The organism is Variovorax ureilyticus (assembly GCF_037889935.1).
Lineage (GTDB): Bacteria > Pseudomonadota > Gammaproteobacteria > Burkholderiales > Burkholderiaceae_C > Variovorax > Variovorax ureilyticus.
This window is the reverse complement of record NZ_JBBKZU010000013.1, coordinates 1-25,525: the sequence shown is the minus strand read 5'-3', so window position 1 is coordinate 25,525 and position 25,525 is coordinate 1. Positions and strand designations below refer to the sequence as shown.

Below are 25,525 nucleotides of genomic sequence, written 5' to 3'. Positions count from 1 at the left end.
GTTCCACTGCACGGCTCACGCACCGTTGGCGGCACCGACGCCGCTTCAGCTCGACGGCCCACCACTCGGCATGCCGGCAAGCCCGCAGGCCCCTCACGCCGGGCCGCGCTCGTGAGAGTGACAATCGGGTCCGTCGTCCCCACGCCGCCCACGCCTTGGCTCGCCGCATCGATCCCTACAGCGTCCGCCTCTTCGTCGCCGCCGCACAGGCCGGCTCGATCGTGCGCGCCGCGGAGCAGGAGCACATTGCCGCATCGGCGCTGAGCCGGCGGCTGGCCGACCTGGAACATTCCTTCGGCACCGCGCTGCTGGTGCGCTCCCCGCGCGGCATCGCCTTGACCGATGCGGGACGCCTCGTGTTCGAGCGCGGCCTGAAGATCGACGAAGACCTCCAGGCGCTGGTGCGCGAAGTGCAGGCCGAAGGCGCCGAGGTGCGCGGCACGGTGCGGCTGTACGCCAACATGTCGGCGGTGATCGGCTTCCTGCCGGAGCGTCTGCAGCGCTTCATGGCGGCACATGCAGGGGTCACGGTCTCGCTGCACGAGGAAGACACGCCCGACGTGATCCGCGCCTGCCTGGACGATCGGGCGGATGTCGGTGTCGGCGTCGAGATGCCGACGCCTGCCGGGCTGGACGCCTGGCACTTCGCGAGCGATCCGCTACAGGTGGTCATGCCCGCGAGCCACGAGCTGGCTGCGCTGCCCGAAGTGACTTTCTCGCGGACGCTGGCCTATCCGCTGATCGGCATCCACCACGGCGGCGCGCTCGACCGCTCGCTGCGCGAGCGTGCCGAGGCGCTCGGACAGCCATTCGCGCCCAAGGTCACGGTCAGCAGCTTCGATGCGGTCTGCCGCATGGTCGAGGCCGGCCTGGGCATCGCGATCGTTCCGCGGAGCGCCGCGGCGGCCTACGCGGGCACGCCGCGCTTCGCCCGGTGCGCGCTCGACGAGGCCTGGGCCGCGCGCAACCTGCACCTCTACGCGCTGCACCGCAACCCGCAGCCGCGCGCGGTGCAGGCGCTCGTCGACAGCCTGCGCGGGTAAGCACCGATCTCGCATTTCGCGAGAGCCCCTGCGCCGGATCGGCGCTTTTCCGCGCGCGGGCAGCCTGTGACCATGCGGCATGGCCGAAACGTCGAGCGTCGAACTCCCCCCGGAAGCCGCGCCGCTGCGCTTTGCGCCGCGCATCCTGTTCCTCTCCCAGTCGCCCGCGCAGGTCGAAGCCGTGCTGGACGGACGGCAGATCTCGCTGGCGGACGCCACGCCGCTGCGGGACGACATCTCGACCGACGAGATCACGCCCATCGCGATCCTCACCCATTACGACGAGAAGCTCGGCCGCTTTCCCTACACCGGCTTCAAGTCCGGCGACCGCATGCCGATCGCCGCCGGTGCCATGGCCGGCTCGGGCATCGAAGTGGTCGTGGCCGGCAGGCGCTACGGCAAGGGCTCGTCGCGCGAGCACAGCCCGGCGGCGGAGAAGCTCGCCGGCGTGCGGCTCGTCATCGCCGAGAGCTTCGAGCGCATCTACCGGCAGAACGCAGACAACATCGGGCTCTTCACCTCGACGGACTTCGGGCTGGTGGCGCGGATCGCTGCCGGCGAGCCGATCCCGGTCGATGAACTCGTCGCCGGCCGCGATGCGCTGGCCGCCACGATCCTGAAGACCGGCGGGCTGCTGCGCTTCGGCCGCGAATTCATGCAGGACATCGCGCCGGCCGACACCGTGCCGGACGCGCGGCCGCGCACGCTCTTCGAGAAGATCGTGGCGCGCCATGCGCTGCGCACCCCGCTCACCTCCGCGCACCCCTTGCCGGGCGATGGCGCCTTCGTGCGTGCCGACTGGCGCTTCATCCACGAGTACTACACCGGCATGGCCGCACACATGCTGCACACGACCTTCGGCCGGCCGCTGCGGCTGCACGCGCCGGATTCGATCGTGGTGTTCGAGGACCACACCTCCTACGTCGAGGAAAGTCCCGCGCATTTGCGCGGCGGGCTGGTGCCGAACGTGTGGCGCATGGTCGATGCGCAGCGCGAATTCGCCTCCGCCTATGGCCTGCGATCGCACCGCACGCTGACCGAGAAAGAAGCCGCGCGGGACGACGGCAGCAACGTGGCGGGCATCTCGCATGCGATGGTCACGGAGCGCTATGCGCTGCCGGGTCAACTGGTGGTGGGCACCGATTCGCATACGCCGCACAGCGGGGCACTGGGCTGCGTGGCCTTCGGCGTCGGCACGACCGACATGGCGAACGCCTTCGTCACCGGCGCGGTGAGGCTCACCGTGCCGCCGTCGATGCGCGTGCGGCTCGACGGCCGGCTCGGACCCGGTGTCACCGCGAAGGACCTGGTGCTGCACCTGCTCGCGCTGCCCTTCATTCGCGGCGGCGGTGGGGTCGGCAAGGTGTTCGAGTTCACCGGCGAGGGCATCGCGGCGATGTCGACCGACGAGCGTGCCACGCTGACCAACATGACCGCCGAGCTGGGCGGCTTCACCGGCATCGTCGCGCCCGACGCGGAAACGGTGCGCTTCCTGCGCGAGCGGCGCGGCATCGACTTCAAGCTGCAGCCGTGGATGCGCAGCGACGAGGGCGCCGCCTATGCGCACGAGCTGCGTATCGACTGCACCGCCGTCGAGGCCATGGTGGCGGCGCCCGGCGACCCTGGCAACGGCCTGCCGATCGCCGGCGTGGCCCAGCCGGTGCGCATCGACATTGCGTATGGCGGATCGTGCACTGCGGGCAAGCGCGAGGACTTCGATCACTACCACGCCGTGCTGCGATGGGCCGCCGACCGCGGATTGCGCGTGGCGCCGGGCGTGCAGCTCTTCCTCCAGTTCGGCACCACCGCCGTGCGCGACCACTGCGTGGCGGCAGGTTATCTCGATGCCTTCGAGCGCGTGGGCGCACGCATCCTGCAGCCCTCGTGCGGCGCCTGCGGCAATTGCGGGCCGGGCGGGTCGAGCGATGCGGGGCAGGTCACGGTGAGCGCGATCAACCGCAACTTTCCGGGGCGGGGCGGACCGGGCAGCGTGTGGCTCGCCAGTCCGCCGACCGTGGCCGCCAGTGCGATCGCGGGTGAGTTGATGTCGTTCGAGGCACTCCAGTTGCGCCACGGATGACGCCCTCTTTTCATGAACGAACGAACAGGAGACACACAAGATGACGACGATTTCCGCAGGGCGTAGAGCGCTCGTGCGCCTCACGGGCGCGACTCTGCTGGCAGCGCCTCTGGCCGCCTTCGCACAGGCCGCCGTGCCTTCGGACAAGCCGATCCGCATGGTCGTGCCGCTCGCGGCGGGGTCGACCGTCGATGCGGTCGCGCGCGCGATCGCGCCCGGCTTCGGCCGCGTCACCGGCCATCCGATCGTCGTGGAGAACGTGGTGGGCGCCGGCGGCATCCCCGGCACCTCGCAGGTGGTGAAGGCGCCGAAGGACGGCTCGGTGCTCGGCATGATCTCGTCCAATCACGTGATCAATCCGGGCATCTACAAGTCCGTGCCGTACGACAGCCTCAAGGACGTCACGCCCATCGCGGTGCTCGCCACCGTCCCTCTCGTGCTGGTGGTGAATCCCGCGCTGCCGGTGAAGAACGTGGCCGAACTGCTCGCATACGCCAAGGCCAAACCGGGCCAGCTCAACTACGGCTCCGCGGGCAACGGCAGCACGCTGCACCTGGCCGGCGAGCTGCTGGTTTCCGAGACCGGCATCGACATGAAGCATGTGCCCTATCGCGGCACCGGCCCGCTGGTCACCGACCTGATCGGCGGCCAGGTGCAGCTCGGCTTCGTGTCGATCTCGCAGGTCGCGCAGCAGGTGAAGGCCGGCAGCCTGCGGGCGCTGGCGGTGAGCACGCAGAAGCGGTCGGAGGTCCTGCCCGACGTGCCCACGCTCGCTGAATCGGGCGTGCCCAAATACAGCTTCGACGCATGGATCGCGCTGGTCGGTCCCGCCGGCCTGCCCAAGCCGCTGGTCGACGGCTACGCCGATGCGGTCCGGCAGGCGATGGCCTCGCCGGAGGCCCGGACCGCGATCGCCGGACAGGGGCTCGCGGTGCTGAACGTGGGGCCGGATGCGGCGCCCGCCTTCTTCCAGACGGAACTCGTCAAGCACCAGAAGCTGGTGAAGCAGTCGGGCGCGACGCTCGACTGACCGGCGCCTGTGCCGCGCGGGGCAGCCGCATCAACGCCTCTCCCATGCGGATGCGCGAGCCCGACTCGATGCCCTCGGCCAGCGCAAAGCCCGGGGGCGCGAAGACGATGATGGTCGAGCCGTGCTCGAACCAGCCCATCTCCTGGCCCTTGCGGTAAGGCGCATCGCAGTCCATGCGCGCCGGGCCGCGCCAGCCCAGGTTCAGCAGCGCATCGAGGCAATGCAGCCGCAGGCTCGCGACCAGGATCGCGGCCACCGGCACCAGCGCGATGCGGTGCCCGCCGGCATGCAGGCGCACATGCAGCGCCGCGCGCACGTTGCGGCAGAACAGGCGCTCCACGCGCTTGAGCGCGATCGGGTTCACGTTCCAGGTGTCGCCCGACATGTAGTTCACCCGCTCCACCGTGCAGTCATGCGGCGCGTGGAAGCGGTGGTACATGCTCGACGTCAGTCGTAGCGTGACGAAGCTGCCGTCGCGAAAGGTCTCGGCGGATTGCGCATCGCCGAACAGGTCGGCCATCGAATACGGAAAGCCCTTGGCCTGGAAGACCTCGATCCCGTTCACCGGGCCGCAGGCGCCGACGATGGCATCGCAGGGGCTTGCGAGCACGTCGTCGCGCGCATCGACGACGCGCGCGCCCTCCTTCAGCTCGCGCGTGAAGCAGTCGTGCATGCTGTCGAAGCGCGTCTTCTTCGCCTCGCCGAGGTCGAGTTCGGTGAACAGGCGCCACACGCCGATCGAGAGATCGCGCACCAGCGGGTTGCGGATCTTGCTGAACCAGCCCATGAAGCGGGTCAGCGCGATACGAGGCACCCGGTTGGTGAGCAGGAAGTTGATGTCTTCCTGCTGCAACAGGGCATCGCGTGTTTGTCGAAGTGTTTTCATGAGCGCGTCAAGAAGCTGGGATAGACCGTCGGGTGTTCGCCGTTCATTGCAATAAAGAGTTCATGAGCCAGACCTTCCTCCTCTCTTCCGTCGCGCTTGCCGCGCTTGCCGCTTCGGCGGTTCCGGCCTGGCGCCGCCTCGAGCTGTCGCGCGCCAAGCATCCTTCGCTGACCGGCCATTCGCGCATGGCCAAGCGGGTCGCGGCGCAGCTTCCGGGCTACGCCTACGACGACCAGCGCTTCTACGATTCCGACGGCGCGCCGCACGACGTGGTGGCGCGGCGCCGGGCCGGCTTCGAAGCGCTGTCGCGGCTTCTGAAGACGCGCCACGCGCAGTCGATCGCGGCCACGCGCGCCGCACGCCCCTCGGTGTCCGACCTGCAGTTCACCAGCAGCTACCGCGTGCCCTTCCAGTACAGCCCGCATGTGCGCGAGCACCTGCCGGTGGGCGCCTTCATGCAGGCCGCGAGCGGCGTCACGATGCAGGACCTGGATGGCCAGGTGTTCTACGACCTCACCGGCTCGTACGGCGTCAACCTGCTGGGCGTGGACGCCTACAAGGAATGCATCGCAGAAGGCAGCCGGATCGCGGAGCCGCTCGGGCCGGTGCTCGGCGCCTACCACCCCTGCGTGCTGGAGAACGTGCACCGGTTGCGCGAGATCTCCGGGCAGGACGAGGTGTCGTTCCACATGTCCGGCACCGAGGCCGTGATGCAGGCGGTGCGGCTGGCGCGCTACCACACGCGGCGCACGCATCTCGTGCGCTTCTGCGGCGCCTACCACGGCTGGTGGGAGGACGTGCAGCCCGGCGTCGGCAATCCGCTGCAGCCGCACGAAACCTACACCCTGCGCGAGATGGACCAGCGCACCCTGCAAGTGCTGCGCAAGCGCCGCGACATCGCCTGCGTGCTGGTCAATCCGCTGCAGGCACTGCATCCCAACAACGGCGCGCCGGGCGATTCCTCGCTGGTGGACAGCAGCCGGCGCGCGAGCTTCGACCGCGTCGCATACACAGAATGGCTGCACGAACTGCGCAAGGTCTGCACCGAGCGCGGCATCGTGCTGATCCTCGACGAGATCTTCGTCGGCTTCCGCCTCGCGCCCGGCGGCGCGCAAGAGTACTTCGGGGTGAAGGCCGACATGGTCACCTACGGCAAGACGCTCGGCGGCGGGCTGCCGATCGGCGTGGTGTGCGGCCGCGCCGACCTCATGAAGCGCTACCGCGAGGAGCGCCCGGCCGACATCTGCTTCGCGCGCGGCACCTTCAACGCGCACCCCTACGTGATGGGCGCGATGAACGCCTTCCTGAAGCGCATCGAGACACCGCAGGTGAAAGCGCTCTACGACGACCTCGACGAGCGCTGGAACGGCCGCGCACGCGACCTCAACGAAAGGCTCGAAGAGGCCGGCCTGCCGGTGCGCGTGGCCAACCTGTCGTCGATCTGGACCGTGCTCTACACCTCGCCCGGCCGCTACAACTGGCTGCTGCAGTACTACCTGCGCGCGCAGCGGCTGGCGCTGAGCTGGGTCGGCAGCGGCCGGCTGATCTTCAGCCTCAACTACACCGATGCCGATTTCGAGCAGGTGGCCGAGCGCTTCGTGGCGGCCGCCCGGCAGATGCAGGAAGACGGCTGGTGGTGGCACGATGCCGCGCTGACCAACAAGGCGATCAAGCGCGGCATCCTGCGCGAGATGCTCGCGCAGCGATTCGGAATCTGACCGCACTCAGGCGCGGTGCCCGGCCCCGTGCGCGGGGTCGATCAGTTCGCCGCGCAGCAGATGGAGGGGCGCGCGGTGATAGAGCTTGATGTCGTGGAACGGGTCGGTGAGGATCTTCACCATCCACACCAGTCCGGTCTTCACGTCCTTCAGCAGGAAGAGGTGGATCGTGCGGAACAACAGGCCGCCCGCGCCCAGCACCAGCCATGCGAGGCCGACCTGGCGCACGTAGCCTTCGAGCCCGGAGGTCGGATCCATGAGGCCGAACAAGGTGCGGTCCCACCACAGCACCACCGGCACCGCGGCCCACAGCGCCATCAGCACCACCTTGCGCCGCAGGTTGTAGCCGACCTTGATCTCTTCCTTGTACTCGTGCGAGGCGCGGTTCACCTCGTCGTAGCCCTTGGGCTCGAAGAAGAAGTGGCCGGCCTGGCGGCTGGTCATCGACACACCCCAACCGAGCAGCGCGGCGATCACCGGGTCGATGAACAACAGCACGTAGGCGATCACGAAGCTGATCGCGCTGACGAGGTGCAGCGACTGGTTGATGCGGCTGTGGTGGTAGTAGCGATGATCGTCCCAGCGCTGGATCTGAAGGTTGCGCAAGAAGTCGTTCACGGGCTCTCCTGGTGATCTGATTGGACGGCGCCGCAATGGCGCGGCGCGTGACGGCATCGTGACGGGCGTGCGTGAATTCTTGGTGACGATGCGCGGACCGTCATCGCACTGTCGCCAACGGCCGCGAGCATGCGCGACATGAACTCATCGCCGGGTCCGATCGTCGTCGAGCACTTGCCGCCCGCCCGGCGCTCGATGCGCATCGCGGTGGTCACCGAGACCTACCCGCCCGAAGTCAATGGCGTGGCCCTCACGCTGCAACGGGTGGTGGAGGGACTGCGCGCGCTGCAACACGACATCCAGCTGGTGCGCCCGCGACAGACGGACGGCGATCTCGCCCGGCGCCTTGACAGGCTCGACGAGGTGCTCGTGCGCGGCGTGCCGATCCCGCGCTACCCCGAGATGAAGATGGGCATGCCCGCCAACAAGGCGCTGGTGCAGCTCTGGAGCCGCCAGCGGCCCGACCTGGTCTACATCGCCACCGAAGGGCCACTGGGGTGGTCGGCGCTGCAGATCGCGCGCAAGCTCAAGCTGCCGGTGTGCTCGGACTTCCGCACCAACTTCCACGTCTACAGCAGGCACTACGGCATCGGCTGGCTCTACCGGCCGATCATGAGCTACCTGCGCAAGTTCCATAACCGCACCGCCTTCACCATGGTGCCCAGCGAGAGCCTGCGCCAGCAGTTGCGCGGCCACGGCTTCGAGCGCCTGATGCTGGTCACGCGCGGCGTCGACACCGCGCAGTTCTCGCCCGCGCGGCGCAGCGAGGCGCTGCGCGCGCAATGGGGCGTCGCCCCCGACACGCCGGTGGCGCTGTACGTGGGACGCCTGGCCACCGAGAAGAACCTCGACGCGCTGGCCAATGCCTTCCGCGCCATGCAGGCGCAGAACGCGGCCATGCGGCTCGTGGTGGTGGGCGAAGGCCCTGCCGCACCGCAGCTCGCCGCCGCAGTGCCGGATGCGATCTTCGCGGGCACGCGCCGCGGCGAGGACCTCGGCGCCCACTACGCGTCCAGCGACCTGTTCGTCTTTCCGAGCATGACGGAGACCTTCGGCAACGTGACGCTCGAGGCCATGGCCAGCGGCCTCGCCGTGCTGGCCTACGACCATGCGAGCGCCGGACAGATGATCCGAAGCGGCACCAACGGCCTGCTCGCGCCGCTCGGCGACGAGAAGACCTTCGTGCGGCTGGCACGCGAGCTGGTGGCCGGCGGGCGCGAGGCCGCGCGGCAGATGGGCCTGAGTGCGCGCCAGAGCGCCGGCGAAGCCGGCTGGGACCGTATCGTCGCGCAGGTGGAGGAAGTGCTCTACGCCACCATCGCCGCCGGCGAGGCCCCGCGCGTGGCCGATGCGCGCGGCCACACCATCGCCGGCGCGACCTGAAGCGGCGTAGGCGCGACGCCGTCAGCGCAGGGTGGTGAACTGGCTGTCCGCGCTCGGGCCGAGCCGGCGCTCGACGTCGTTTTCGCGCCAGATCACCAGTGCGATCGCCCCGGCCACCAGCACGCCGAGGATCCACATCAGCGGCACGATCGGCACGTCCATCGCGATCAGGGCCGCATAGCCGGCCAGCATCACCAGCACGTTGAGGTTCTCGTTGAAGCCCTGCACCGCGATCGAGCGCCCTGCGCTGAGCAGCTTGTAGCCGCGGTGCTGCAGCAGCGCGTTGAGCGGCACCACCAGGATGCCGCCCACCGCGCCGACGAACGCGAGCAGCAGCACCGCCGGCCACAGCGCGTCGGCGCAAGCCACCAGCGGCATGGACAGGCCCAGCAGCACGCCCGCCGGCAGCACCCGCTTGGCGCGGCCCAGCGCCACATGGCGCCCCGCCAGGCCGGCGCCCGCGATCACGCCGGCGGCGACGGCCACCTGCAGGTAGGCCGCCCGTTCGAGCGTGAGGCCGAGGAGTTCGGTGGCCCATTTGAGGACCGCGAACTGCAACGTGGCCCCGACGCCCCAGAAGATGCTGGTGACCGCGAGCGACAGCCCCCCATCGCGGTCGCTCCACAGTGTGCGGTTCGCGCCACGGAATTCGCGTATCAGCACCAGCAGGTGCAGGCGTGCCGGCGGGGCATAGCGCGCACCGCTGTCGGGCACGCCGGCATTCATCAGCGCGGCGACCCCGTAGGCGGCCAGCAGCACGGCCATCGACAGCTGCAGGCTGCTGTCGGCCTCCGAAGCGAGCCAGTCGCGCATCGCGAGGCTGGCCGGCGAGCCGCGCAGCACGTCGGCCACCAGCAGGCCGCCCAGCACCGTGCCGAGCAGCGCCGCACAGACCACGGAAACCTCGATCCATCCGTTGGCCGCGACCAGGCGGTGCGGGCCCACCATCTCGGTGACCAGCCCGTACTTGGCCGGCGCGTACGCGGCAGCGCCGAAGCCCACCACCGCGAAGGCCGCGAGGGGATGGATGCCGGCCATGAGCAGGGCGACGCCGGAGAGCTTGACGCCGTTCATCGCGGTCATCAACCGGGCCTTGGGCATGGCATCGGCCAGCGGTCCGATCATGGGCGCGAGCACCACATAGGACAGCGTGAACGCGAACTTGAGCAGCGGCGCCCACCACAAAGGCGAGGCACGCTCCTGCAGCAGCGCGATGGCGACGATCAGCAGCGCGTTGTCCGCCAGCGAGGAGATCGCCTGCCCGGCGATCAGCAAGTAGAAGCCCCGCGGCATTCAGCGGGTGCGGCGGCGCGCCAGGTCTCGATCCATGGAGGCCGATGGTCGCCGTTCGCGATGACGCGCGCGTGAAGCCATCGGGGCGCGCGCATCCATTAACGCTTACGAATTACGCCCAATCCATTCGAGGTCTTGTCTGACCCCGGCCCGCTGCGAACTACGTATAGTGGCGCCGATGGACCCGGGTGGAGAAGCCTTACAACATTCAGCATCACTTTCATCGGCGCAGCGGCGGCTGTGGTTTCTTGACCGGATCAAGGCCGATGTTCGCGATGCCTACCATCTTTCAGGCGCGCTGGAATTCGAGGGACGGCTCGACGAGGAAGCCCTCCGCCGAAGTCTCGAGACGCTGATGGCGCGTCATGAAGTCCTGCGCGCGACCTTCGTGGAAGTCAACGGGGAGCCGGTGCAGCGCATCGCGCCTCCGGCGCCCTTTCCGTTGCGCGTCGAGGATCTGCGCCTTCACGGTGCCGAAGCGACCGATGCGGAACGCGAGCGGCACATTCGCGATGAATGCACGGCGCCCTTCGATCTCGGACGAGGTCCGCTGATCCGCGGGCGGCTGCTCCGCCTCGGTGCTCAGCGGCACACCCTGGTGCTCTGCGCGCACCACATGGTGGGGGACGGCTGGTCGATTGCCGTCTTCATGAAGGACGTGGCGACCGTCTACTCCGCCTTCGCCGAAGGCCGGCCGAATCCGTTGCCGGACCTGCCCGCACGCTACGCCGACTACGTGGCCGATGAGTTGGAACGCGCCGCGTCGCCGACGCGCGACGTGCGTCTCGCCTACTGGCAGCGCCAGCTCGAAGGCGCGCCCGAGCTGCTCGAACTCCCCACGGACCGGCCCCGTCCCGCGGTGCAGGACCACGCGGGCGATCACGTCAAGATCGCTTTTCCGGCGCCGCTGGTCGCGGCACTGCGCGAGTGGTCGAGGCGCCGCGGCGCCACCCTGACGATGGCGCTGCATGCGGGCCTGAACGCATTGTTCTCGCGACTCACGGGCCAGCAGGACATCGTGATCGGCACGGCGGTGGCGAACCGCCGCCGACCGGCCTACCGGCAGACGGTGGGCTTCTTCGTCAACACCGTCGCGCTGCGCACCGGCCTGGCCGACAACCCGACCGCGGACGCGCTGCTGGAGCGGGTGCGTGACGTCGGTCAATCGGCCTACCTGCGGCAGGACGTGCCCTTCGAGCAGGTGGTGGAGCTGGTGCGGCCCGCGCGAAATCCGAGCCACAGCCCCATCTATCAGGTGCTGATGGTCATCCACAACTTCGACACCGAGCCCATCGAGTTGCCGGGCGCGACCCTGCGGCTGGTCGAGGTGCCGCCCCAGAGCGTGGCTTCGGACCTGATGATGCTGTTCCGCGAGACGGCCGACGGGCTCGTCGGCCGCATCGCGTTTGCGACTGCCCTCTTCGACCGCACGACCATCGAACGCTGGGCCGGCTACCTGCTGCGGCTGCTCGAAGCCATGGCCCGCGATGGCACCCAGCGCGTCGCGGCGCTCCCGATGATGGGCGACGACGAGCGGCGTCTGGTCCTCGACCGCTTCAACGACACGCGCGTCGCGCACCGCGGCGACACGCGGGTGCATGCGCTCTTCGAGGCGCAGGCCGCGCGCACGCCGGACGCCGTGGCGCTGGTGGCAGACCATCGCAGCTGGCGCTACGGCGAATTGGATGCCCAGGCGAACCGCCTCGCCCATCGCCTGCAGGCGGAAGGGCTCGGGCGCGGCATGCGCGCCGCCCTGTTCCTCGGGCGCGGCGCCGACATGATCGTGGCGATGCTGGCGGTGCTCAAGACCGGCGCGGCCTACGTGCCGCTGGACGTGAGCGACCCGCCCGAACGCATCGCACGCATGCTCGACGACGCCGCCCCGCGCGTGGTGCTGACCCGCAAGCGCCTGCTGGCCGCACTGCCGCGCAAGCACCTGACCCAGGTCGTCGTCGATGCGGAGCCCACGGCCGACGCGCCATCCACGGCCGCCGGGCCCGTGGCGGTCGACGTGCAACCGGGCGACATCGCCTACGTGGTCTACACCTCGGGCTCGACAGGCCATCCGAAGGGCGTGGCGGTGCCGCATTCGGCGCTCACCAACCTGATCCACTGGCAGGCGCGTCATGGCGGCGGCCAACCCGCGCCGAGAACGCTGCAGTACATCGCGCTCGGGTTCGACGTCGCCTTCCAGGAGATCTTCACCACGCTGTGCGGCGGCGGTGCGCTGGTGCTGGTCCACGACGGCGTGCGCCGCGACATGGCCGCCGTGCTGCGCGTGCTGCGGGAGGAACGCGTCGAGCGGCTCATCCTTCCCTTCATCGCGCTGCAACACCTGGCCGAGCGGGCGGTGGTCTCGAGCGAGCCACTGCCGCCGCTGCGGCAGGTGATCACCGGAGCGGAACCCTTGCGCATCAGCTCGGAGATTCGCGAGTTCTTCGAGCGGCTGGGCGACTGCCGGCTGCAGAACCAGTACGGCCCGACCGAATACCCGGTCGCGACCGCGCTCGACCTGGAAGGCGCGCCACAGGGCTGGCCGATGCTTCCGGCGATCGGCCATCCGATCGACAACACCGTGGTGCGCATCCTCGACGGCTTGGGCCAGCCGGTGCCGATCGGCGTCAAGGGCGAGATCCACGCCGGCGGCGCCGGCATGGCGCGCGGCTACCTCGGACAGCCGGCGCTCGACGAAGCTGCCTTCATCGGCGACCCCTTCGCCGAAGAGCCCGGCGCGCGCCTCTACAGGACCGGCGACATCGGCCGCTGGCGCAGCGACGGCAGCATCGAGTACATCAGCCGCAGCGACGACCAGGTCAAGCTGCGGGGCTTTCGCATCGAACTCGGCGAGATCGAGGCGCACATCGACCAGCATCCGTCGGTCGCCGATGTCGCGGTGCTGCTGCGCGAGGACGAGCCCGGCCGGAAGCGCCTCGTGGCCTACCTCACGCTCGCTTCGGGCACGAACGGCACCGGCATCGCGGGCGCGCTGAAACGGTACCTGCACGGCGTGCTGCCGGAATACATGGTGCCGGACGCGTTCATCGTGCTCGATGCGCTGCCGATCACCAGCAGCGGCAAGGTCGATCGTCGCGCCCTGCCGCCGCCGAGCCGCGAAGGCGAGGGCGGCGAGCGCGTGATGCCACGTTCCAGCACCGAGCAGACGCTGTGGGAGATCTGGCGCAGCGTGCTGCATGCGACCGCCTTCGGCGTGGAAGACAGCTTCTTCGATCTGGGCGGCCATTCGCTTCTGACGATGCAGGTGGCGTCGCGCATCCAGCAGCGGCTGGGCATCGAGCTTCCGCTCGCATTGCTGTTCGAGCATCCCACCATCGCGGAGCTCGCGGCGCGGCTCGATGAGGAGCTGCCCCGCACCTGGTCGAGCGCGCCCGCATCGATCCCGCGCGTGCGGCGCGACGGGCCGCTGCCGGTGTCGCTGTCGCAGCGGCGCATGTGGGTGATCCAGCAGTTCGATCCCGCCTCGGTCGCCTACAACGTCGCGGTCTCGCTGCGCCTGCGCGGCGCATTGGACGACGAAGCCATGCGAGGCGCCTTCGACCGGGTGATACAGCGGCACGAAGGGCTGCGCACCTGGTTCGAGATGCATGGCGACGAGCCGATGCAGCGGATCGCGCCATCGATGCATGTGCCGATCGAGCGGATCGACCTGCGCGGACTCCCGGCGCAGCGGCGCGAGGACGAGGCACGCGCCCGCCTCCGGGAACGCGCCACGCGGCCGTTCGACCTCACGCAGGCGCCGCTGCATGGCCCGACGCTCGTCATCCTCGGCGACGAGGACCAGGTGTTCTTCTGGCGCATGCATCACGCAATCACCGACAACTGGTCGATCGCGATCCTCATGCGCGATCTGCTGGCGCTGTACGCGTCGCTGTCGACCGGGGAGCCCGCGCAGCTGCCGCCGCTGGGCATCGAATACGCGGACTACGCGGCATGGCAGCGGTCGCCGGCAGCGACCGCGCAGCGGCAGCATCAGATCGACTTCTGGGTCGCGCGGCTCGCCGATCTGCAGCCGCTCGACCTGCCCACGGACCACGCGCGCCCGCTGCTTCCGAGCTTTCGCGGCGCCAAGGTCTCGGTGGCATTGCCGCCCGCGATGCGCGACGATCTGCGCCGCTTCTGCGGACGCCATGCGGTCACGCCGTTCGTGGTGCTGCTCGCGGCCTTCAAGCTCATGCTGTCGCGTCACTGCGCCACGCACGACATCGCGGTCGGCACGCCGATCGCCAACCGCCATCACCTCGTGACCGAGCAGCTCGTCGGCACGCTGGTCAACACGCTCGTCATGCGCACGGACCTCGCGGGCAACCCGGATTTCGCGGAGCTGGTGCAACGGGTGCGCACGACCGCGCTGGAGGCCTACGCACACCAGGACGCGCCTTTCGACGAGATCGTCGAAGTCCTGGCGCAGGACCGCCGCACCCATCCCGACGGGCTGGTGCGCACGCTGTTCAACGTGCTGAACGCGCCGCTGGGCAAGCTCCCGCCGGTGGACTTCGGCTACGAGGCCTTCGAGCTCGAGAGCACCGCGGCGCAGTTCGACCTGTCGATCCACGTCGACACCGAGTTCGGCCACCGCATCCATCTCGAATATTCGACCGATCTCTTCGCAGCCGACACGGCGCGGCGCATGCTCGAGAACTACCTCTGGCTGGTCGAGCAGGTGCTCGGCGACGAGCATCGGCCGATCGCGGACTACGCGATCCTCGCGCCCGCGCAACTGGCCTTGCTGCGCGACCGGTGGAACGCGACGCAGCGCGCGCTTGCGCCGTCCTTGCTCATCCACCGCCACCTGCATTGCGAGGACCCGGCGCGGGCGGACCGGGTCGCGGTGTCCGACTCGCAGGGCCGGCGCATGACCTATGGCGAGCTGGATGCGTCGTCGGATCGGCTCGCATGCGCACTGCGCGCACGCGGCTACGGACGCGGCCACCGCATCGGCCTCAGCCTCGCGCGCGATGCCGGCATGCTGGTGGCGCTGCTCGCGGTGCTCAAGTGCGGTGCGGCCTACGTGCCGCTGGACCCCGGCTTTCCGGTCGACCGGCTGGGCTACATGGCGGCCGACGCGGAGCTGTCCGCGATCCTGGTCCGGCCCGACATGGCGGGGCCGTTCGGTGCCACGGGTGTTCCGCTGCTGGATCCGATCGAACTCGCGCGGGAGCCGCTCGGCACCGGGAGACAGGAGCTGCAGCCCGACCCGGAGCGCGACGCACGGCCGCTCGACGCGGCCTATTTCATCTACACCTCCGGCTCGACCGGACGGCCGAAAGCGGTCGCCGTGCCGCACCGCGCGGTCGTGAACTTCCTCGCCTCGATGGCGCGCGAGCCGGGCCTCGAAGCGTCCGACCGGCTGGTGGCCGTGACCACCCTGTCCTTCGACATCGCGGTGCTCGAGCTGCTGCTGCCGCTGGCAGCCGGCGCGCAGGTCGTGATCGCCGATGCCGACCATGTGCGCGACCCGAGGCGGCTTCGCGCCCTGCTCGAACGGCACGACGCGACCGTGATGCAGGCCACGCCTTCGGCATGGCGCGCCCTGATCGACGTCGGCTGGATGGGCGCACCGGGCTTGCGCGCACTGGTGGGCGGCGAGCCGCTGCAGGCGCTGCTCGCCGAGCAGCTGCTCTCGCGCTGTTCGGCGCTGTGGAACATGTACGGCCCCACGGAAACGACCGTGTGGTCCACCCTCTGGAAGGTGGATGCGCCGCGTCTGGGCATCTCGATCGGGCGGCCGATCGCCAACACCTCCGTCTGGGTGCTCGATGCCCACGGCCTGCCCTGCCCCATCGGCGTTCCGGGCGAACTGTGCATCGGCGGCGCGGGCGTGACGCTCGGCTACCACCGGCGCCCCGCGCTGACGGACGAGCGCTTCATCACCGACCGCTGGAGCGACGAGCCCGGGGCGCGGCTCTATCGCACCGGCGATCTCTGCCGCTGGCGCCATGACGGGCTGCTGGAGCACCTGGGCCGGCTGGACCACCAGGTCAAGGTGCGCGGCTTTCGCATCGAACTCGGCGAGATCGAATCGGCGCTGCTCGACCATCCCGATGTGGCGCAGTGCGTGGTCGTCACCCGAGCCGGCGGCGAGGACGACGTGCGGCTCGTGGGCTACGTGGTCGCTCGGTCGCCCGAGCTGCGAGCCGCCGGGCTGCGCGAGCACCTGCAGGCTGCGCTTCCGGACTACATGGTGCCGCAGCACCTGGTGATGCTGCGCGCGCTGCCGCTGCTGCCCAACGGCAAGGTGGACCGCAACGCGCTGCCGGCGCCGATCGTCGAAGGATCGCGCATGCACGGCCACGCATCCGAGCCGCCGTCCACCGATGAAGAGAAGGCGATCGCCGGGATCTGGTCCGAGCTGCTCGGCGTGGATGCCATCGAACGCAGCGACAACTTCTTCGAGCTCGGCGGGCATTCGCTGCTGGCGATGCGCGCCGTGAACGCGACGAAAGAGCGGCTCGGCCTGGAGATCGCGCCGCGCCGGCTGGTGTTCGAGACCCTGCGCCAGCTCGCGAACCCGGAGAACGCCAAGGTGTCCTAGCGGCCCGGCCGCTACTGCGCCGCTACTGCCGGCATCGCGCTCGACCGGCGAGGTGCCGGGTCGCGTTACGCCGAGTGCCCGCTGCGCGCTACCAGGATCACGCCGACGATGATCACGCCGATGCCCAGCCAGCGCTGGAGCCCGACGCTCTCACCGAAGAGCCACCACGCGAGCAGCGCATTGACGACGTAGCCGATCGACAGCATCGGGTAGGCGACGCTCACCTCCACGCGCGACAGCGCGACGATCCACACGACCACGCTGATGGCATAGCAGGCCAGTCCGCCGAGGATGCCGGGATGCATCGCGAGGCCGGTCGCCGTGCGCCAAAGCGCGCTCGCGCCGGCCGACATGTTGATTTCGCCGACGCTGTTGGCGCCGGACTTCAGAAGCAGCTGCGCTGCCGCGTTCAGCAGCACGCCGCTGAGGATCCAGAGGAAATCGATGACTTTCATTGGGGAAGACCGGCACGCGAAAGCGCCCGATCATATGATGCGCCGCAGGAAGCTCGCGGCGGTGGGGACAGTTCGAGGCATCGAGGGAACCGATCCTTCAGGACCAGCGCCGAAGCGCCCTCTACCAGCGCCTGCGAACTGTCTGCCCACCATCATGAACGGGAAATCTTACGGACGTATGAACACGGATACGCCCGCCCTCATCCCTGCAAGCTGGCCGTCCGTGCATGGACGAGCCGGTCCATGCGCAGGCGCTGGCGGTCGTCGGTGACCATGCGTGCGGCCAGCAGCACCGATCCGATCGAGGCGAGGCCGCCGGCGCCGGTCAGCAACAGCAGCAGAAGGATCTGGTACTTCGCCGATTCGATCGGATCCATGCCGGCGAGCAACTGCCCGGTCATGATGCCCGGCAAGGTGATGATGCCCGCCGCGGACATCTGGTTGATGATCGGAATGATGCCGCGCCGGATCGAGGTGCGCACCAGCTCACCCAGCGCATCGTGAATGGTGTCCCCCAACGCCAGCCGCGCCTCGATCGCGGTCCGCCGCACCGCCACGCCGTCGAAGAAGCTGTCGAGCCCCAGGCTCGCGGAATTGAGCACGCTGCCGAGCACGATGCCCAGGAGCGGAATAGCGTAGCGCGGGTCGTGCCATGGCTCTGGCCGGATCGCGGTGAGCAGGGCGAGCACCACCGTCGCCACGCTCGAGACGGATACCGTCGCCGCGGCGATGCCGTAGTTGCCGCCCCTGCGCAAGCGCCACTCGGGACGCACCGCCACTTCGCGCGCCGCGGCGGCCATCATCACCGCGGCCACGAACACGGTGAAGCCGGGCGACTGCGACTGGAACACCAGCCTGAGCACGTAGCCGACCAGCAGCAGCTGCACCACCATCCGAAGGGCGGCCCAGAGCACCTGCCGATGCATGCGCAGCTGCAGGACCATCGAGGCGACGGCATTCGCGAGCACCAGCGTGGCCGCTAGTGCGATGTCGGTGAATTGCAGATGAATGACGTTCATGCGCTCTGCAGGGCCCGGTCGGCCACGGTCAGGCAGCGGTGCCCCACGCGCCCGGCCTGCTCCCGCGAATGGGTGACCCAAAGGATGGCCATCCCTTTCCCCGTCTCTTCGGCGAGCAATGCCTCGTAGGCGAGGATCGATGCCTGGTCCAGCGATGCGGTGGGCTCGTCCAGAAGGAGCACCGACGGACCACGCGACAGCGACCTGACGAGGGCCAGGCGCTGGCGCTCCCCCGTGGAGAGATGCATGAGTTCCGCGTCCAGGATGGCGTCCGGCAACCCCAGCGCGGCGGCCATGGCCCGCACCCTGTCGATGTCGGCGCCGTCGAAGTGCTGACGTACGACCGGCGACCACCATGCCGGCTCGGCCGGCTGATAGAGCACCCGGCGCCGCCAGCCCGGCCCGCTCAGCCGTTCGCGGCGCGCACCGTCCAGTTCGACCACGCCGGCCCGCGGCGGATCGAGGTCCGCGATCAATCTCAGCAGCACCGTCTTCCCGGCGCCGGACTTGCCCATGAGGACCACGCATTCGCCGGCATCGACATGGAGGTCGAACGGTCCCGCCATCGCGGAACGAAGACCATGCACGCGAAGGCGGGGAATGCACGACATCCGTGCTTTGTACAGGCCCAAGCGCCCTTGGGCTAGATGTCGAGCTCCAGCACTCGCCCCGTGCAGCGCGAAACGCAGATCATCATGGTCTTGCCGGCCTCGCGCTCGGCCGGCGCGAGGATTCCATCCCGGTGGTCCAGCTCGCCATCCACGCCGAGAACCGGCGTTTCGCATGCGCCGCAGACGCCTTCCTTGCAACTGTGATCCGGACTCAGGCCGGCATCGATGAGGGCATCCAGGACCGACTTTCCGGGGGGTACTTCGACCGACTTGCCGCTCTTCCTGCAAAGCACTTCGAAGCCGTTCGCCATCGGCGGCGGCGTCAGCATCGCAGGCGCGAATCGCTCGATATGGGCGTGCGGATAGCCGAGTTGTCCGCAGGCCTTCTCGAACGCGTCGAGCATCGGCGCCGGACCGCAGCAGTAGTAGTGACTGTCGGCGCCCCGATCCGCCAAGAGTTCGATCAGTGCAGGCGGTCTCCCCTCGTGGTCATCGAAATGCCAGGTGATTTTCGTCTTGTCGGACAGCGTTTCGATCGGATCGATGAACGCTGCCTCCTGGCGATTGCGGGCGCAGTACACCAGCTCGACGGGACGGCCGAGCGCCACCAGGCGCTGAAGCATGGAGAAGATCGGCGTGACACCGATCCCGCCGGAAACGAGCACGCTGCGCTCCGCGTCCTCGTGCAGCGCGAAATGGTTGCGCGGGGCCGAGATGTCGATCACCTGCCCGACGCGCAATTGCTGGTGAACGTAGCGCGAGCCACCGCGACTGTTGCGGTCATTGAGCACACCCACCACGTAACGCCCGCGATCGGTCGAAGAATTGCAGAGCGAGTAGCTGCGCACCAGTCCGTTGGGCAGATGAAGATCGATATGCGCACCGGGACTGAACGGCGGAAATCGCGAATCGGCGTTCGCCGGTCGGAATTCGATACTTAGCACGCCATCCGCCTCGAAGCGCATGGTGTGAACCAGAGCCTTGATCGATGCCATCAGACGCTCAAGTAGGCACGCCGGACTTCGTCGTTCGCCGCCAGCTCGGCCATGGTGGCCTGGTAGCGGATCTGGCCCTTCTCCAGCACATACGCGCGGTCCGACACCAGCTCGGCAAAGTGCATGTTCTGCTCCGACAGCAGGATGCTCACGCCCTGCGCCTTGAGCTCCAGGATCATGTTCGCCATCTGCTCCACGATCACCGGCGCGACGCCTTCGGAGGGCTCGTCCAGCAGCACGAGATACGGGTTGCCCATCAGCGTGCGCGCCACGGTCAGCATCTGCTGCTCGCCGCCGCTCATGCGCCCGCCGGGGCGATTCGGCATCTCGCCGAGGTTGGGGAAGAGCTTGAACAGGCGCTCGGGCGTCCACAGCGGCGCATCGGTGCCGTCGCTCCAGCGGCGCGCGGCCTGCTTGCCGACTTCGAGGTTCTCCATCACGCTCAGGTCGGTGAACACGCGACGGTCTTCCGGCACGAACCCGAGGCCCAGGCGCGCCGCGTGATGCGGCTCCGCCTTCGAGATGTCGTGGCCGAGGAAGCGCACCGAGCCGCGGCGCTTGGCCAGCATGCCGATCAGCGCCTTGAGCGTGGTGGACTTGCCCGCGCCGTTGCGACCCATCAATGCGACCACCTCGCCGCGACGCACTTCGAGATCCACGTCGTAGAGGATCTGCGCCGCGCCGTACCACGCGCACAGCGCCTTGGCTTCGAGCAGGACTTCATGCGAGCTCATTGAAAAACCTCCGTGTTTCGCACTGCGGTGCGAGCTTGCCTGGGGCGGCCCGGCGCGGCGCTCATGCTGCTTCTCCGACGGCCGCGTTCACCGCGGCGGCTTTCTCGGCGATCTTCTCGAAGGTCTTGCCGCTGCCGAAGTAGACCTCCTGCACCTTCGGATGGTCACGGATCTCCAGCGGCTTGCCCTGCGCGATCAGGCGTCCGCGCGCGAGCACGATCATGCGGTCGGCATACGCGAACACCACGTCCATGCTGTGCTCGGTGAAGAGCACCGCCATGCCGCGATCGATCACGAGTTGCTTGGTGAGCGCCATGAGCGAGTTGCGCTCCTTGGGTGCCATGCCGGCGGTGGGCTCGTCCATCAGCAGCAGCTTGGGACTGTTGGCCATCGCGATCGCGAGTTCGACGCGCTTCACGTCGCCGTAGGCGAGCACGCTGCAGGGACGGTCGGCCTGCGACTTCATGCCGACCTGATCGAGCAGCGCGAGCGCCTCGTCGCGCTTGTGGTCGGCGGCACGCCGCCAGGTGGAGAACAGCTTGTGGTCGTGCGACAAGAGCGCCATCTGCACGTTCTCGACCACGGTGAGCGAGGCGAAGGTCTCGGCGATCTGGAAGGTGCGGCCCACGCCCAGGCGCCAGATCTCGCGCGGCTTCTTGCCGACGAGTTCTTCGCCGCCCAGCAGGATCGAGCCGCGATCGGCCTTGAGCTGGCCGTTGACCATGTTGAAGGTGGTGGACTTGCCCGCGCCGTTGGGGCCGATCAGCGCCAGCAGTTCGCCGGGCGCGAGGTCGAAGCTGATGCCGTCGACGGCCTTCACGCCGCCGAAGGACTTGCCGAGTTCAGTGACTTTGAGAAGACTCATCGTGCACCCTCCCCGGCCACGGCGGCCATCCGCATCGGAGGCCGCTTGGCTGCCGCATCCAGTCCCGCACGAATGCGCGCACCGAGTTGCTGGAGCGAACCTGCAATGCCTCTCGGGAACAGCAGCACCAGGACCAGAATGCTGCCGCCCAGCATCGCGCGCCAGTACTCCGTGCTGCGCGCCACGGTGTCGTGGAGCCAGGTGAACGTGAAGGCGCCAACAACCGGCCCGACCAAGGTCTGAAGGCCACCCAGCAGCACCATGACCAGGCCATCGACGGAGCGCCCGACCGCGAGGCTCTCGGGCGAGATGCTTCCCTTCGAGTAGGCGAACAACGCTCCCGCTCCACCCGCTGCGACGCCTGCAATGATGAAGCCCATCCACTGCATGCGCTTCACGTCGATGCCAATGGCATCCGCACGCAGCGCCGAGTCGCGGCCCGCGCGCAGCGCGTAGCCGAAGGGCGAGAACAGCACGCGCCGCAAGACCCAGATGCCTCCGCCGACGAAGACCAGGGTGAGCCAGTAGTAGTTGTGCTTGTCGGCCAGCCATGCGGAAGGCCACACGCCGGTCAGGCCGTTGCTGCCGCCGGTGAAGGTATCCCACTGATAGACGATGGCCCAGGTGATCTGCGCAAAGGCCAGGGTGAGCATTGCAAGATACACACCCGAGAGCCGCACCGCGAACCAGCCGTAGACAAAGGCGCCGATGCCGGCGATCAACGGCGCCACGACGAGCGTCAGTTCCATCGGCAAGCCGCCGGCGCGCGCCAGCAAGGCCGCCCCGTACGCGCCCAAACCGAAGTAGGCGGCGTGCCCGAACGAGTGCAACCCTGCCGGCCCCATGATGAAGTGCAGGCTCGCCGCGAAAAGCGCGGCGATCAGCATGTCGATGAGGAGCACGGTGACATAGGCCGAATCGCCGGCGAGCAACGGTGCTGCCACCAGCAAGGCGACGACCGCCGCGGCGCCTATCGCATGCGACTGGCTTGCGCGACGCAGCGGCTCCTCGGGCATGCCCACATAGCGACTGGCCGCTTGCGGACGCCCCATGAGGCCCCACGGGCGCCATACCAGGACCACGGCCATCACGATGAAGTCGACCACCAGCGTGAGCTTGGAGAAGGAGATCACGAACCCGGCGATCTCCACCACGCCCAGCCATATGCAGATCGCCTTGATCTGGGCGATCAGCAGCGCCGCGACGTAAGCGCCGGGCAGCGACCCCATCCCGCCCACCACCACCACGACGAAAGCGGCGCCGATCGTGTTGAGGTCGAGTTCCAGCGTCGCAGGCTCACGCGGCAACTGGAGCGCACCGCCCAGGCCAGCGAGAACGGCGCCCAGTGCGAACACCGCGGTGAACAGCCAAGCCTGATTCACGCCGAGTGCGCTGACCATCTCGCGGTCCTGCGTCGCGGCGCGCACCAGCGTGCCGAAGCGCGTGCGCGTGAGCAGCATCCAGACGAGCCCGAGCACCACCGGCCCGACCACGATCAGGAACAGGTCATACGAAGGAAACTGCCGACCGAGGATCGACACCGACCCCGCAAGGCCCGGCGCGCGCGGGCCGAGCAGTTCGTCCGGCCCCCAGAACCACAGCACCGCGTCCTTGATCACGAGGACGAGCGCGAAGGTCGCCAGCAGTTGGAAGAGTTCCGGCGCCTTGTAGATGCGCCGCAGCAGCAAGACCTCGATCAGCGCACCGAGCGCGCCGACCGCGAGTGCCGCCAGGGGCAGCGCAAGCCAGAAGCCCGCTGCCCCGCCAAGCTTCTGCGCCAGCGTGTAGGCAACGTAGACGCCCACCATGAAGAAGGAGCCGTGAGCAAAGTTGACGATGCGCGTGACGCCGAAGATCAGCGACAGCCCTGCTGCCACGAGGAACAGCGAGGACGCGGAGGCCAGCCCATTGAGGAGCTGGACGATCAGGCTTGAGATATTCACGAAACGACCTCCAGATCAGGGACTTCTGCGATTCATCCGAGCATGGGGCGCTGGCCGAGCGGCCACGCATTGGCGCGATCGGGTCGTCGCCATTCGCGGGCGGTGGGCGCCCCGTCGTTGTGCCAGGCGCCTCGCGCAAGTGCCTGCTCGATCGAGAACACATGCTCCATGTGGCCGCCGAGCGCCTCGTAGTCGTCACGGCGCATGCTGAACTCGATCGGCGCGACGATCGCCGGTGTGGGCACCGTGCCGAAGCTGTTGTCGGGCATGCGCATCACGTCGACCATCACCGTGATGCCGCCGCCGGGCCACACATAGGCCGGCGCGCCGCCGCAGGTCACGTTGACCAGCGCCTGCTTGATGGCACGCGTGAGCAGCACCGGGTTCTCGGTCACGCCCGCGCGCAGGCTGCCGCCCGCGCCGCCCAGGAACAGCACCGTGCACAGCGACGGCTCGCAGTTCTCGCCGATGCGCTCGACGATGCGGCGCACCTCTGCCGGCATCTCCTGCTCGACCGGGCGCAACTGCTCGTCGAGCACGTACCACTGCGCGTGCTCGCCGGTGGTCGAGGTCATCAGCAGCTTGAGGCCCGGGCGCGCAACGCCCTCTTCCCAGCCTTCGATGATCGACAGCGGATCGCTGATGTCGGTGCCGCCCCAGCCGGTGCCGGGGTTGGCCACCTGGAAGTAGCGCCCCGGCGTGGACTTGCGCCCGCGCATCTGGATGCCCGAGGCCGGCATGTCCAGGCAGCGCCCGGCCTGGTGCTCGGTGAGCACGCCGGTGATGTGGTCGTCCACCACCACCACTTCGTCCGCATGGCCGAAGAGCTGCCGCGCGAAGATGCCGATGGCCGCCGAGCCGCAGCCCACGCGCATGCGCTGCTCCTCCACGCCATTGACGATCGGTGCGCGGCCGGCCTGGATCACCATGCTCGCGCCGCCGTCGATCACGCATTCGACCGCCTTCTTGTTGCCCAGCAGCTGCATCAGCTCGGCGGTCATGCGCCCTTCCTTCTTGCTGCCGCCGGTGAGGTGGTGCACCCCGCCAAGCGACAGCATCTGCGAGCCGTACTCGGCCGTGGTGACATGGCCGACCACTTCGCCCTTGTAGCGGACGTTGGCCTGCTCGGGGCCGAGGAAGCGGTCGGTGTCGATCTTCACCTTGAAGCTGCAGTAGCTGAAGATGCCTTCGGTGACCACGGTGACCATGTCGACGCCATTGGCTTTGGAGCCGACGATGAAGGGCGCGGGCTTGTAGTCGGGGTACGTGGTGGAGGAGCCCACGCCGGTCACGAAGACCTCGTCGCCGCGGAGGAGATCGCCGTTCCAGTCGGGAGCCTTCTCCTTAGCTGCTTCGCCGGCCGTGTCGGCACCTGCCTGGGCGAAGGGCACGAGCACCGGCGTTTCGCTCGACAGCTCGCGACGCAGCAGCACGACCGGATCGACCCGCACCAGCACGCCCTCGCGATTGGCGTAACGGTCGCAGGCACCGGTGCGCCCCTCGGAAATCTGGCACAGCACCGGGCAGGCGTTGCACTCGACCTTGCTCGCGCTCATCTTCTCGTTGCGCAGCGGCGACTTGCCCAAGGCCGTGCTGGCAACCTCGGGGCGTTCAGGCAGATCCAGCACAGGCAAGCCGTCGGTCTTGGTGTGTTCAGTCATCGTGTTCCTCGAAGTTGAATGAGAGCAACAAGCGTGCCCAATAATGCATGTTTCGCTCCCTACATGAAGTGCTCGCAGCACGCTCGTCAGCCATCAACTGGTGTTTTCCTCCGAGTCGCTCACCGTTGCGGTGCGCTGAACTCGCAGAGTGATGGACAGTTGGTCTACAAGGGGACGGATACCGATGCGAGCTTGTCGGTCTGCTTGCTCCACCGCTCGGCATCAGGCAGCGGCTGTTCCTTCTTGGCGATGGAGGGCCAGTTCTGGGCAAGCCTGGCGTTGAGATCGATGAAGTGACGCATGCCCTCGGGAACGTCTTCTTCTGCGTAGATGGCGTTCACTGGACATTCGGGGATGCACACCGCGCAGTCAATGCATTCATCCGGATCGATTACGAGAAAGTCCGGCCCCGCGCGAAAGCAATCCACGGGGCAGACATCGACGCAGTCCGTATAGCGGCAACGGACGCAGCTGTCGGTAACGACGTGGGTCATGTGGATTCCTTTTCTTCTCAGAGAGTTGATGCCAGGTCCGGCACGGCCGTGAAGAGATCGGCCACGAGGCCGTAGTCGGCCACCGAGAAGATCGGGGCCTCTTCGTCCTTGTTGATCGCGACGATGACCTTGGAGTCCTTCATGCCC

The 25,525-nt window shown here is 68.6% G+C and carries 18 protein-coding genes and 1 pseudogene; 6 read left to right on the top strand and 13 right to left on the bottom strand.

Translation table 11 applies throughout. From position 1 onward, the window contains the following. Positions 1-155 precede the first annotated feature (155 nt). The 3 genes from WKW77_RS25360 (at position 156) to WKW77_RS25350 (ending at position 4,153) form a co-directional block, all read left to right on the top strand. Entirely contained in the window at positions 156-1,043 is an 888-nt protein-coding gene (locus WKW77_RS25360; RefSeq protein WP_340359662.1) for a LysR family transcriptional regulator, read from the top strand. Positions 1,044-1,122: 79 nt separating this feature from the next. Then, positions 1,123-3,123: an aconitase family protein gene (locus WKW77_RS25355; RefSeq protein ID WP_340359661.1), complete on the top strand. Its 2,001-nt coding sequence runs from the start codon at positions 1,123-1,125 to the stop codon at positions 3,121-3,123. 40 nt (positions 3,124-3,163) lie between these two features. Next, positions 3,164-4,153 (top strand): Bug family tripartite tricarboxylate transporter substrate binding protein, encoded by a 990-nt coding sequence (locus WKW77_RS25350; RefSeq protein ID WP_340359660.1) that lies wholly within the window; start codon positions 3,164-3,166, stop codon positions 4,151-4,153. Here WKW77_RS25350 and asd read toward each other — a convergent pair. After that, positions 4,107-5,039: an archaetidylserine decarboxylase gene (gene asd / locus WKW77_RS25345; RefSeq protein ID WP_340359659.1), complete on the bottom strand. Its 933-nt coding sequence runs from the start codon at positions 5,037-5,039 to the stop codon at positions 4,107-4,109. The two genes, WKW77_RS25350 and asd, sit on opposite strands and share 47 nt — an antisense overlap. Before the next feature lie 62 nt (positions 5,040-5,101). Between asd and WKW77_RS25340 the strand changes: the two genes are divergently transcribed. Further along, entirely contained in the window at positions 5,102-6,757 is a 1,656-nt protein-coding gene (locus WKW77_RS25340; RefSeq protein ID WP_340359658.1) for an aminotransferase class III-fold pyridoxal phosphate-dependent enzyme, read from the top strand. Between the two features lie 6 nt (positions 6,758-6,763). Here WKW77_RS25340 and WKW77_RS25335 read toward each other — a convergent pair whose 3' ends face one another. Further along, positions 6,764-7,375, bottom strand: coding sequence for a hypothetical protein (locus WKW77_RS25335; protein ID WP_340359657.1), 612 nt, complete (start codon positions 7,373-7,375; stop codon positions 6,764-6,766). A gap of 138 nt (positions 7,376-7,513) precedes the next feature. On the opposite strand from WKW77_RS25335, the gene WKW77_RS25330 reads away from it, so the two are divergent. Continuing rightward, a complete protein-coding gene (locus WKW77_RS25330; RefSeq protein ID WP_340359656.1) occupies positions 7,514-8,758 on the top strand; it encodes a glycosyltransferase family 4 protein in 1,245 nt (414 codons plus the stop codon). A gap of 21 nt (positions 8,759-8,779) precedes the next feature. Here WKW77_RS25330 and lplT read toward each other — a convergent pair whose 3' ends face one another. After that, positions 8,780-10,051 carry a lysophospholipid transporter LplT gene (lplT, locus tag WKW77_RS25325; RefSeq protein ID WP_340359655.1) on the bottom strand — a complete coding sequence of 424 codons (1,272 nt, stop codon included), beginning with the start codon at positions 10,049-10,051 and terminating at the stop codon, positions 8,780-8,782. Positions 10,052-10,229: 178 nt separating this feature from the next. On the opposite strand from lplT, the gene WKW77_RS25320 reads away from it, so the two are divergent. Continuing rightward, on the top strand, positions 10,230-16,601 hold the full coding sequence (locus WKW77_RS25320; RefSeq protein WP_340359654.1) for an amino acid adenylation domain-containing protein: 6,372 nt from the start codon (positions 10,230-10,232) through the stop codon (positions 16,599-16,601). A 65-nt stretch (positions 16,602-16,666) separates the two neighbouring features. On the opposite strand, the gene WKW77_RS25315 is transcribed toward WKW77_RS25320, so the two are convergent. The 10 genes and pseudogenes from WKW77_RS25315 to WKW77_RS25270 form a co-directional block, all read right to left on the bottom strand. Further along, positions 16,667-17,056 (bottom strand): SMR family transporter, encoded by a 390-nt coding sequence (locus tag WKW77_RS25315; protein WP_340359653.1) that lies wholly within the window; start codon positions 17,054-17,056, stop codon positions 16,667-16,669. A 200-nt stretch (positions 17,057-17,256) separates the two neighbouring features. Then, entirely contained in the window at positions 17,257-18,075 is an 819-nt protein-coding gene (locus tag WKW77_RS25310; protein WP_340359652.1) for an ABC transporter permease, read from the bottom strand. Continuing rightward, complete coding sequence (locus tag WKW77_RS25305; RefSeq protein ID WP_340359651.1) at positions 18,072-18,686, bottom strand: ABC transporter ATP-binding protein; 615 nt, start codon at positions 18,684-18,686, stop codon at positions 18,072-18,074. Before WKW77_RS25305 ends, WKW77_RS25310 begins: the two co-directional genes overlap by 4 nt. 32 nt (positions 18,687-18,718) lie before the next feature. Continuing rightward, positions 18,719-19,681 (bottom strand): PDR/VanB family oxidoreductase, encoded by a 963-nt coding sequence (locus WKW77_RS25300; protein WP_340359650.1) that lies wholly within the window; start codon positions 19,679-19,681, stop codon positions 18,719-18,721. Next, positions 19,681-20,415 (bottom strand): ABC transporter ATP-binding protein, encoded by a 735-nt coding sequence (locus WKW77_RS25295; protein ID WP_340359649.1) that lies wholly within the window; start codon positions 20,413-20,415, stop codon positions 19,681-19,683. Before WKW77_RS25295 ends, WKW77_RS25300 begins: the two co-directional genes overlap by 1 nt. Before the next feature lie 61 nt (positions 20,416-20,476). Beyond that, the gene (locus WKW77_RS25290; protein ID WP_340359648.1) at positions 20,477-21,280 is read right to left on the bottom strand and encodes an ABC transporter ATP-binding protein; all 804 of its coding nucleotides are present in this window, start codon (positions 21,278-21,280) and stop codon (positions 20,477-20,479) included. Beyond that, the gene (locus WKW77_RS25285) at positions 21,277-23,223 is read right to left on the bottom strand and encodes an ABC transporter permease (protein ID WP_340359647.1); all 1,947 of its coding nucleotides are present in this window, start codon (positions 23,221-23,223) and stop codon (positions 21,277-21,279) included. Before WKW77_RS25285 ends, WKW77_RS25290 begins: the two co-directional genes overlap by 4 nt. Positions 23,224-23,255: 32 nt before the next feature. Next, positions 23,256-24,884, bottom strand: coding sequence for a 6-hydroxynicotinate reductase (locus tag WKW77_RS25280; RefSeq protein ID WP_340359646.1), 1,629 nt, complete (start codon positions 24,882-24,884; stop codon positions 23,256-23,258). Between the two features lie 164 nt (positions 24,885-25,048). Then, positions 25,049-25,378, bottom strand: a complete 330-nt coding sequence (gene fdxA, locus WKW77_RS25275) for a ferredoxin FdxA (protein ID WP_340359645.1) — start codon at positions 25,376-25,378, stop codon at positions 25,049-25,051. Between the two features lie 17 nt (positions 25,379-25,395). After that, positions 25,396-25,525 (bottom strand): annotated as a pseudogene (locus WKW77_RS25270) (electron transfer flavoprotein subunit alpha/FixB family protein); the annotation flags it as partial.

Coding starts and splice junctions, on each gene's coding strand:
- WKW77_RS25355 (WP_340359661.1), top strand. CDS start 1,123: ATGGCCGAAACGTCGAGCGTCGAACTCCCCCCGGAAGCCGCGCCGCTG.
- WKW77_RS25350 (WP_340359660.1), top strand. CDS start 3,164: ATGACGACGATTTCCGCAGGGCGTAGAGCGCTCGTGCGCCTCACGGGC.
- asd (WP_340359659.1), bottom strand. CDS start 5,039: ATGAAAACACTTCGACAAACACGCGATGCCCTGTTGCAGCAGGAAGAC.
- WKW77_RS25340 (WP_340359658.1), top strand. CDS start 5,102: ATGAGCCAGACCTTCCTCCTCTCTTCCGTCGCGCTTGCCGCGCTTGCC.
- WKW77_RS25330 (WP_340359656.1), top strand. CDS start 7,514: ATGAACTCATCGCCGGGTCCGATCGTCGTCGAGCACTTGCCGCCCGCC.
- lplT (WP_340359655.1), bottom strand. CDS start 10,051: ATGCCGCGGGGCTTCTACTTGCTGATCGCCGGGCAGGCGATCTCCTCG.
- WKW77_RS25320 (WP_340359654.1), top strand. CDS start 10,230: ATGGACCCGGGTGGAGAAGCCTTACAACATTCAGCATCACTTTCATCG.
- WKW77_RS25315 (WP_340359653.1), bottom strand. CDS start 17,056: ATGAAAGTCATCGATTTCCTCTGGATCCTCAGCGGCGTGCTGCTGAAC.
- WKW77_RS25310 (WP_340359652.1), bottom strand. CDS start 18,075: ATGAACGTCATTCATCTGCAATTCACCGACATCGCACTAGCGGCCACG.
- WKW77_RS25305 (WP_340359651.1), bottom strand. CDS start 18,686: ATGTCGTGCATTCCCCGCCTTCGCGTGCATGGTCTTCGTTCCGCGATG.
- WKW77_RS25300 (WP_340359650.1), bottom strand. CDS start 19,681: ATGGCATCGATCAAGGCTCTGGTTCACACCATGCGCTTCGAGGCGGAT.
- WKW77_RS25295 (WP_340359649.1), bottom strand. CDS start 20,415: ATGAGCTCGCATGAAGTCCTGCTCGAAGCCAAGGCGCTGTGCGCGTGG.
- WKW77_RS25290 (WP_340359648.1), bottom strand. CDS start 21,280: ATGAGTCTTCTCAAAGTCACTGAACTCGGCAAGTCCTTCGGCGGCGTG.
- WKW77_RS25280 (WP_340359646.1), bottom strand. CDS start 24,884: ATGACTGAACACACCAAGACCGACGGCTTGCCTGTGCTGGATCTGCCT.
- fdxA (WP_340359645.1), bottom strand. CDS start 25,378: ATGACCCACGTCGTTACCGACAGCTGCGTCCGTTGCCGCTATACGGAC.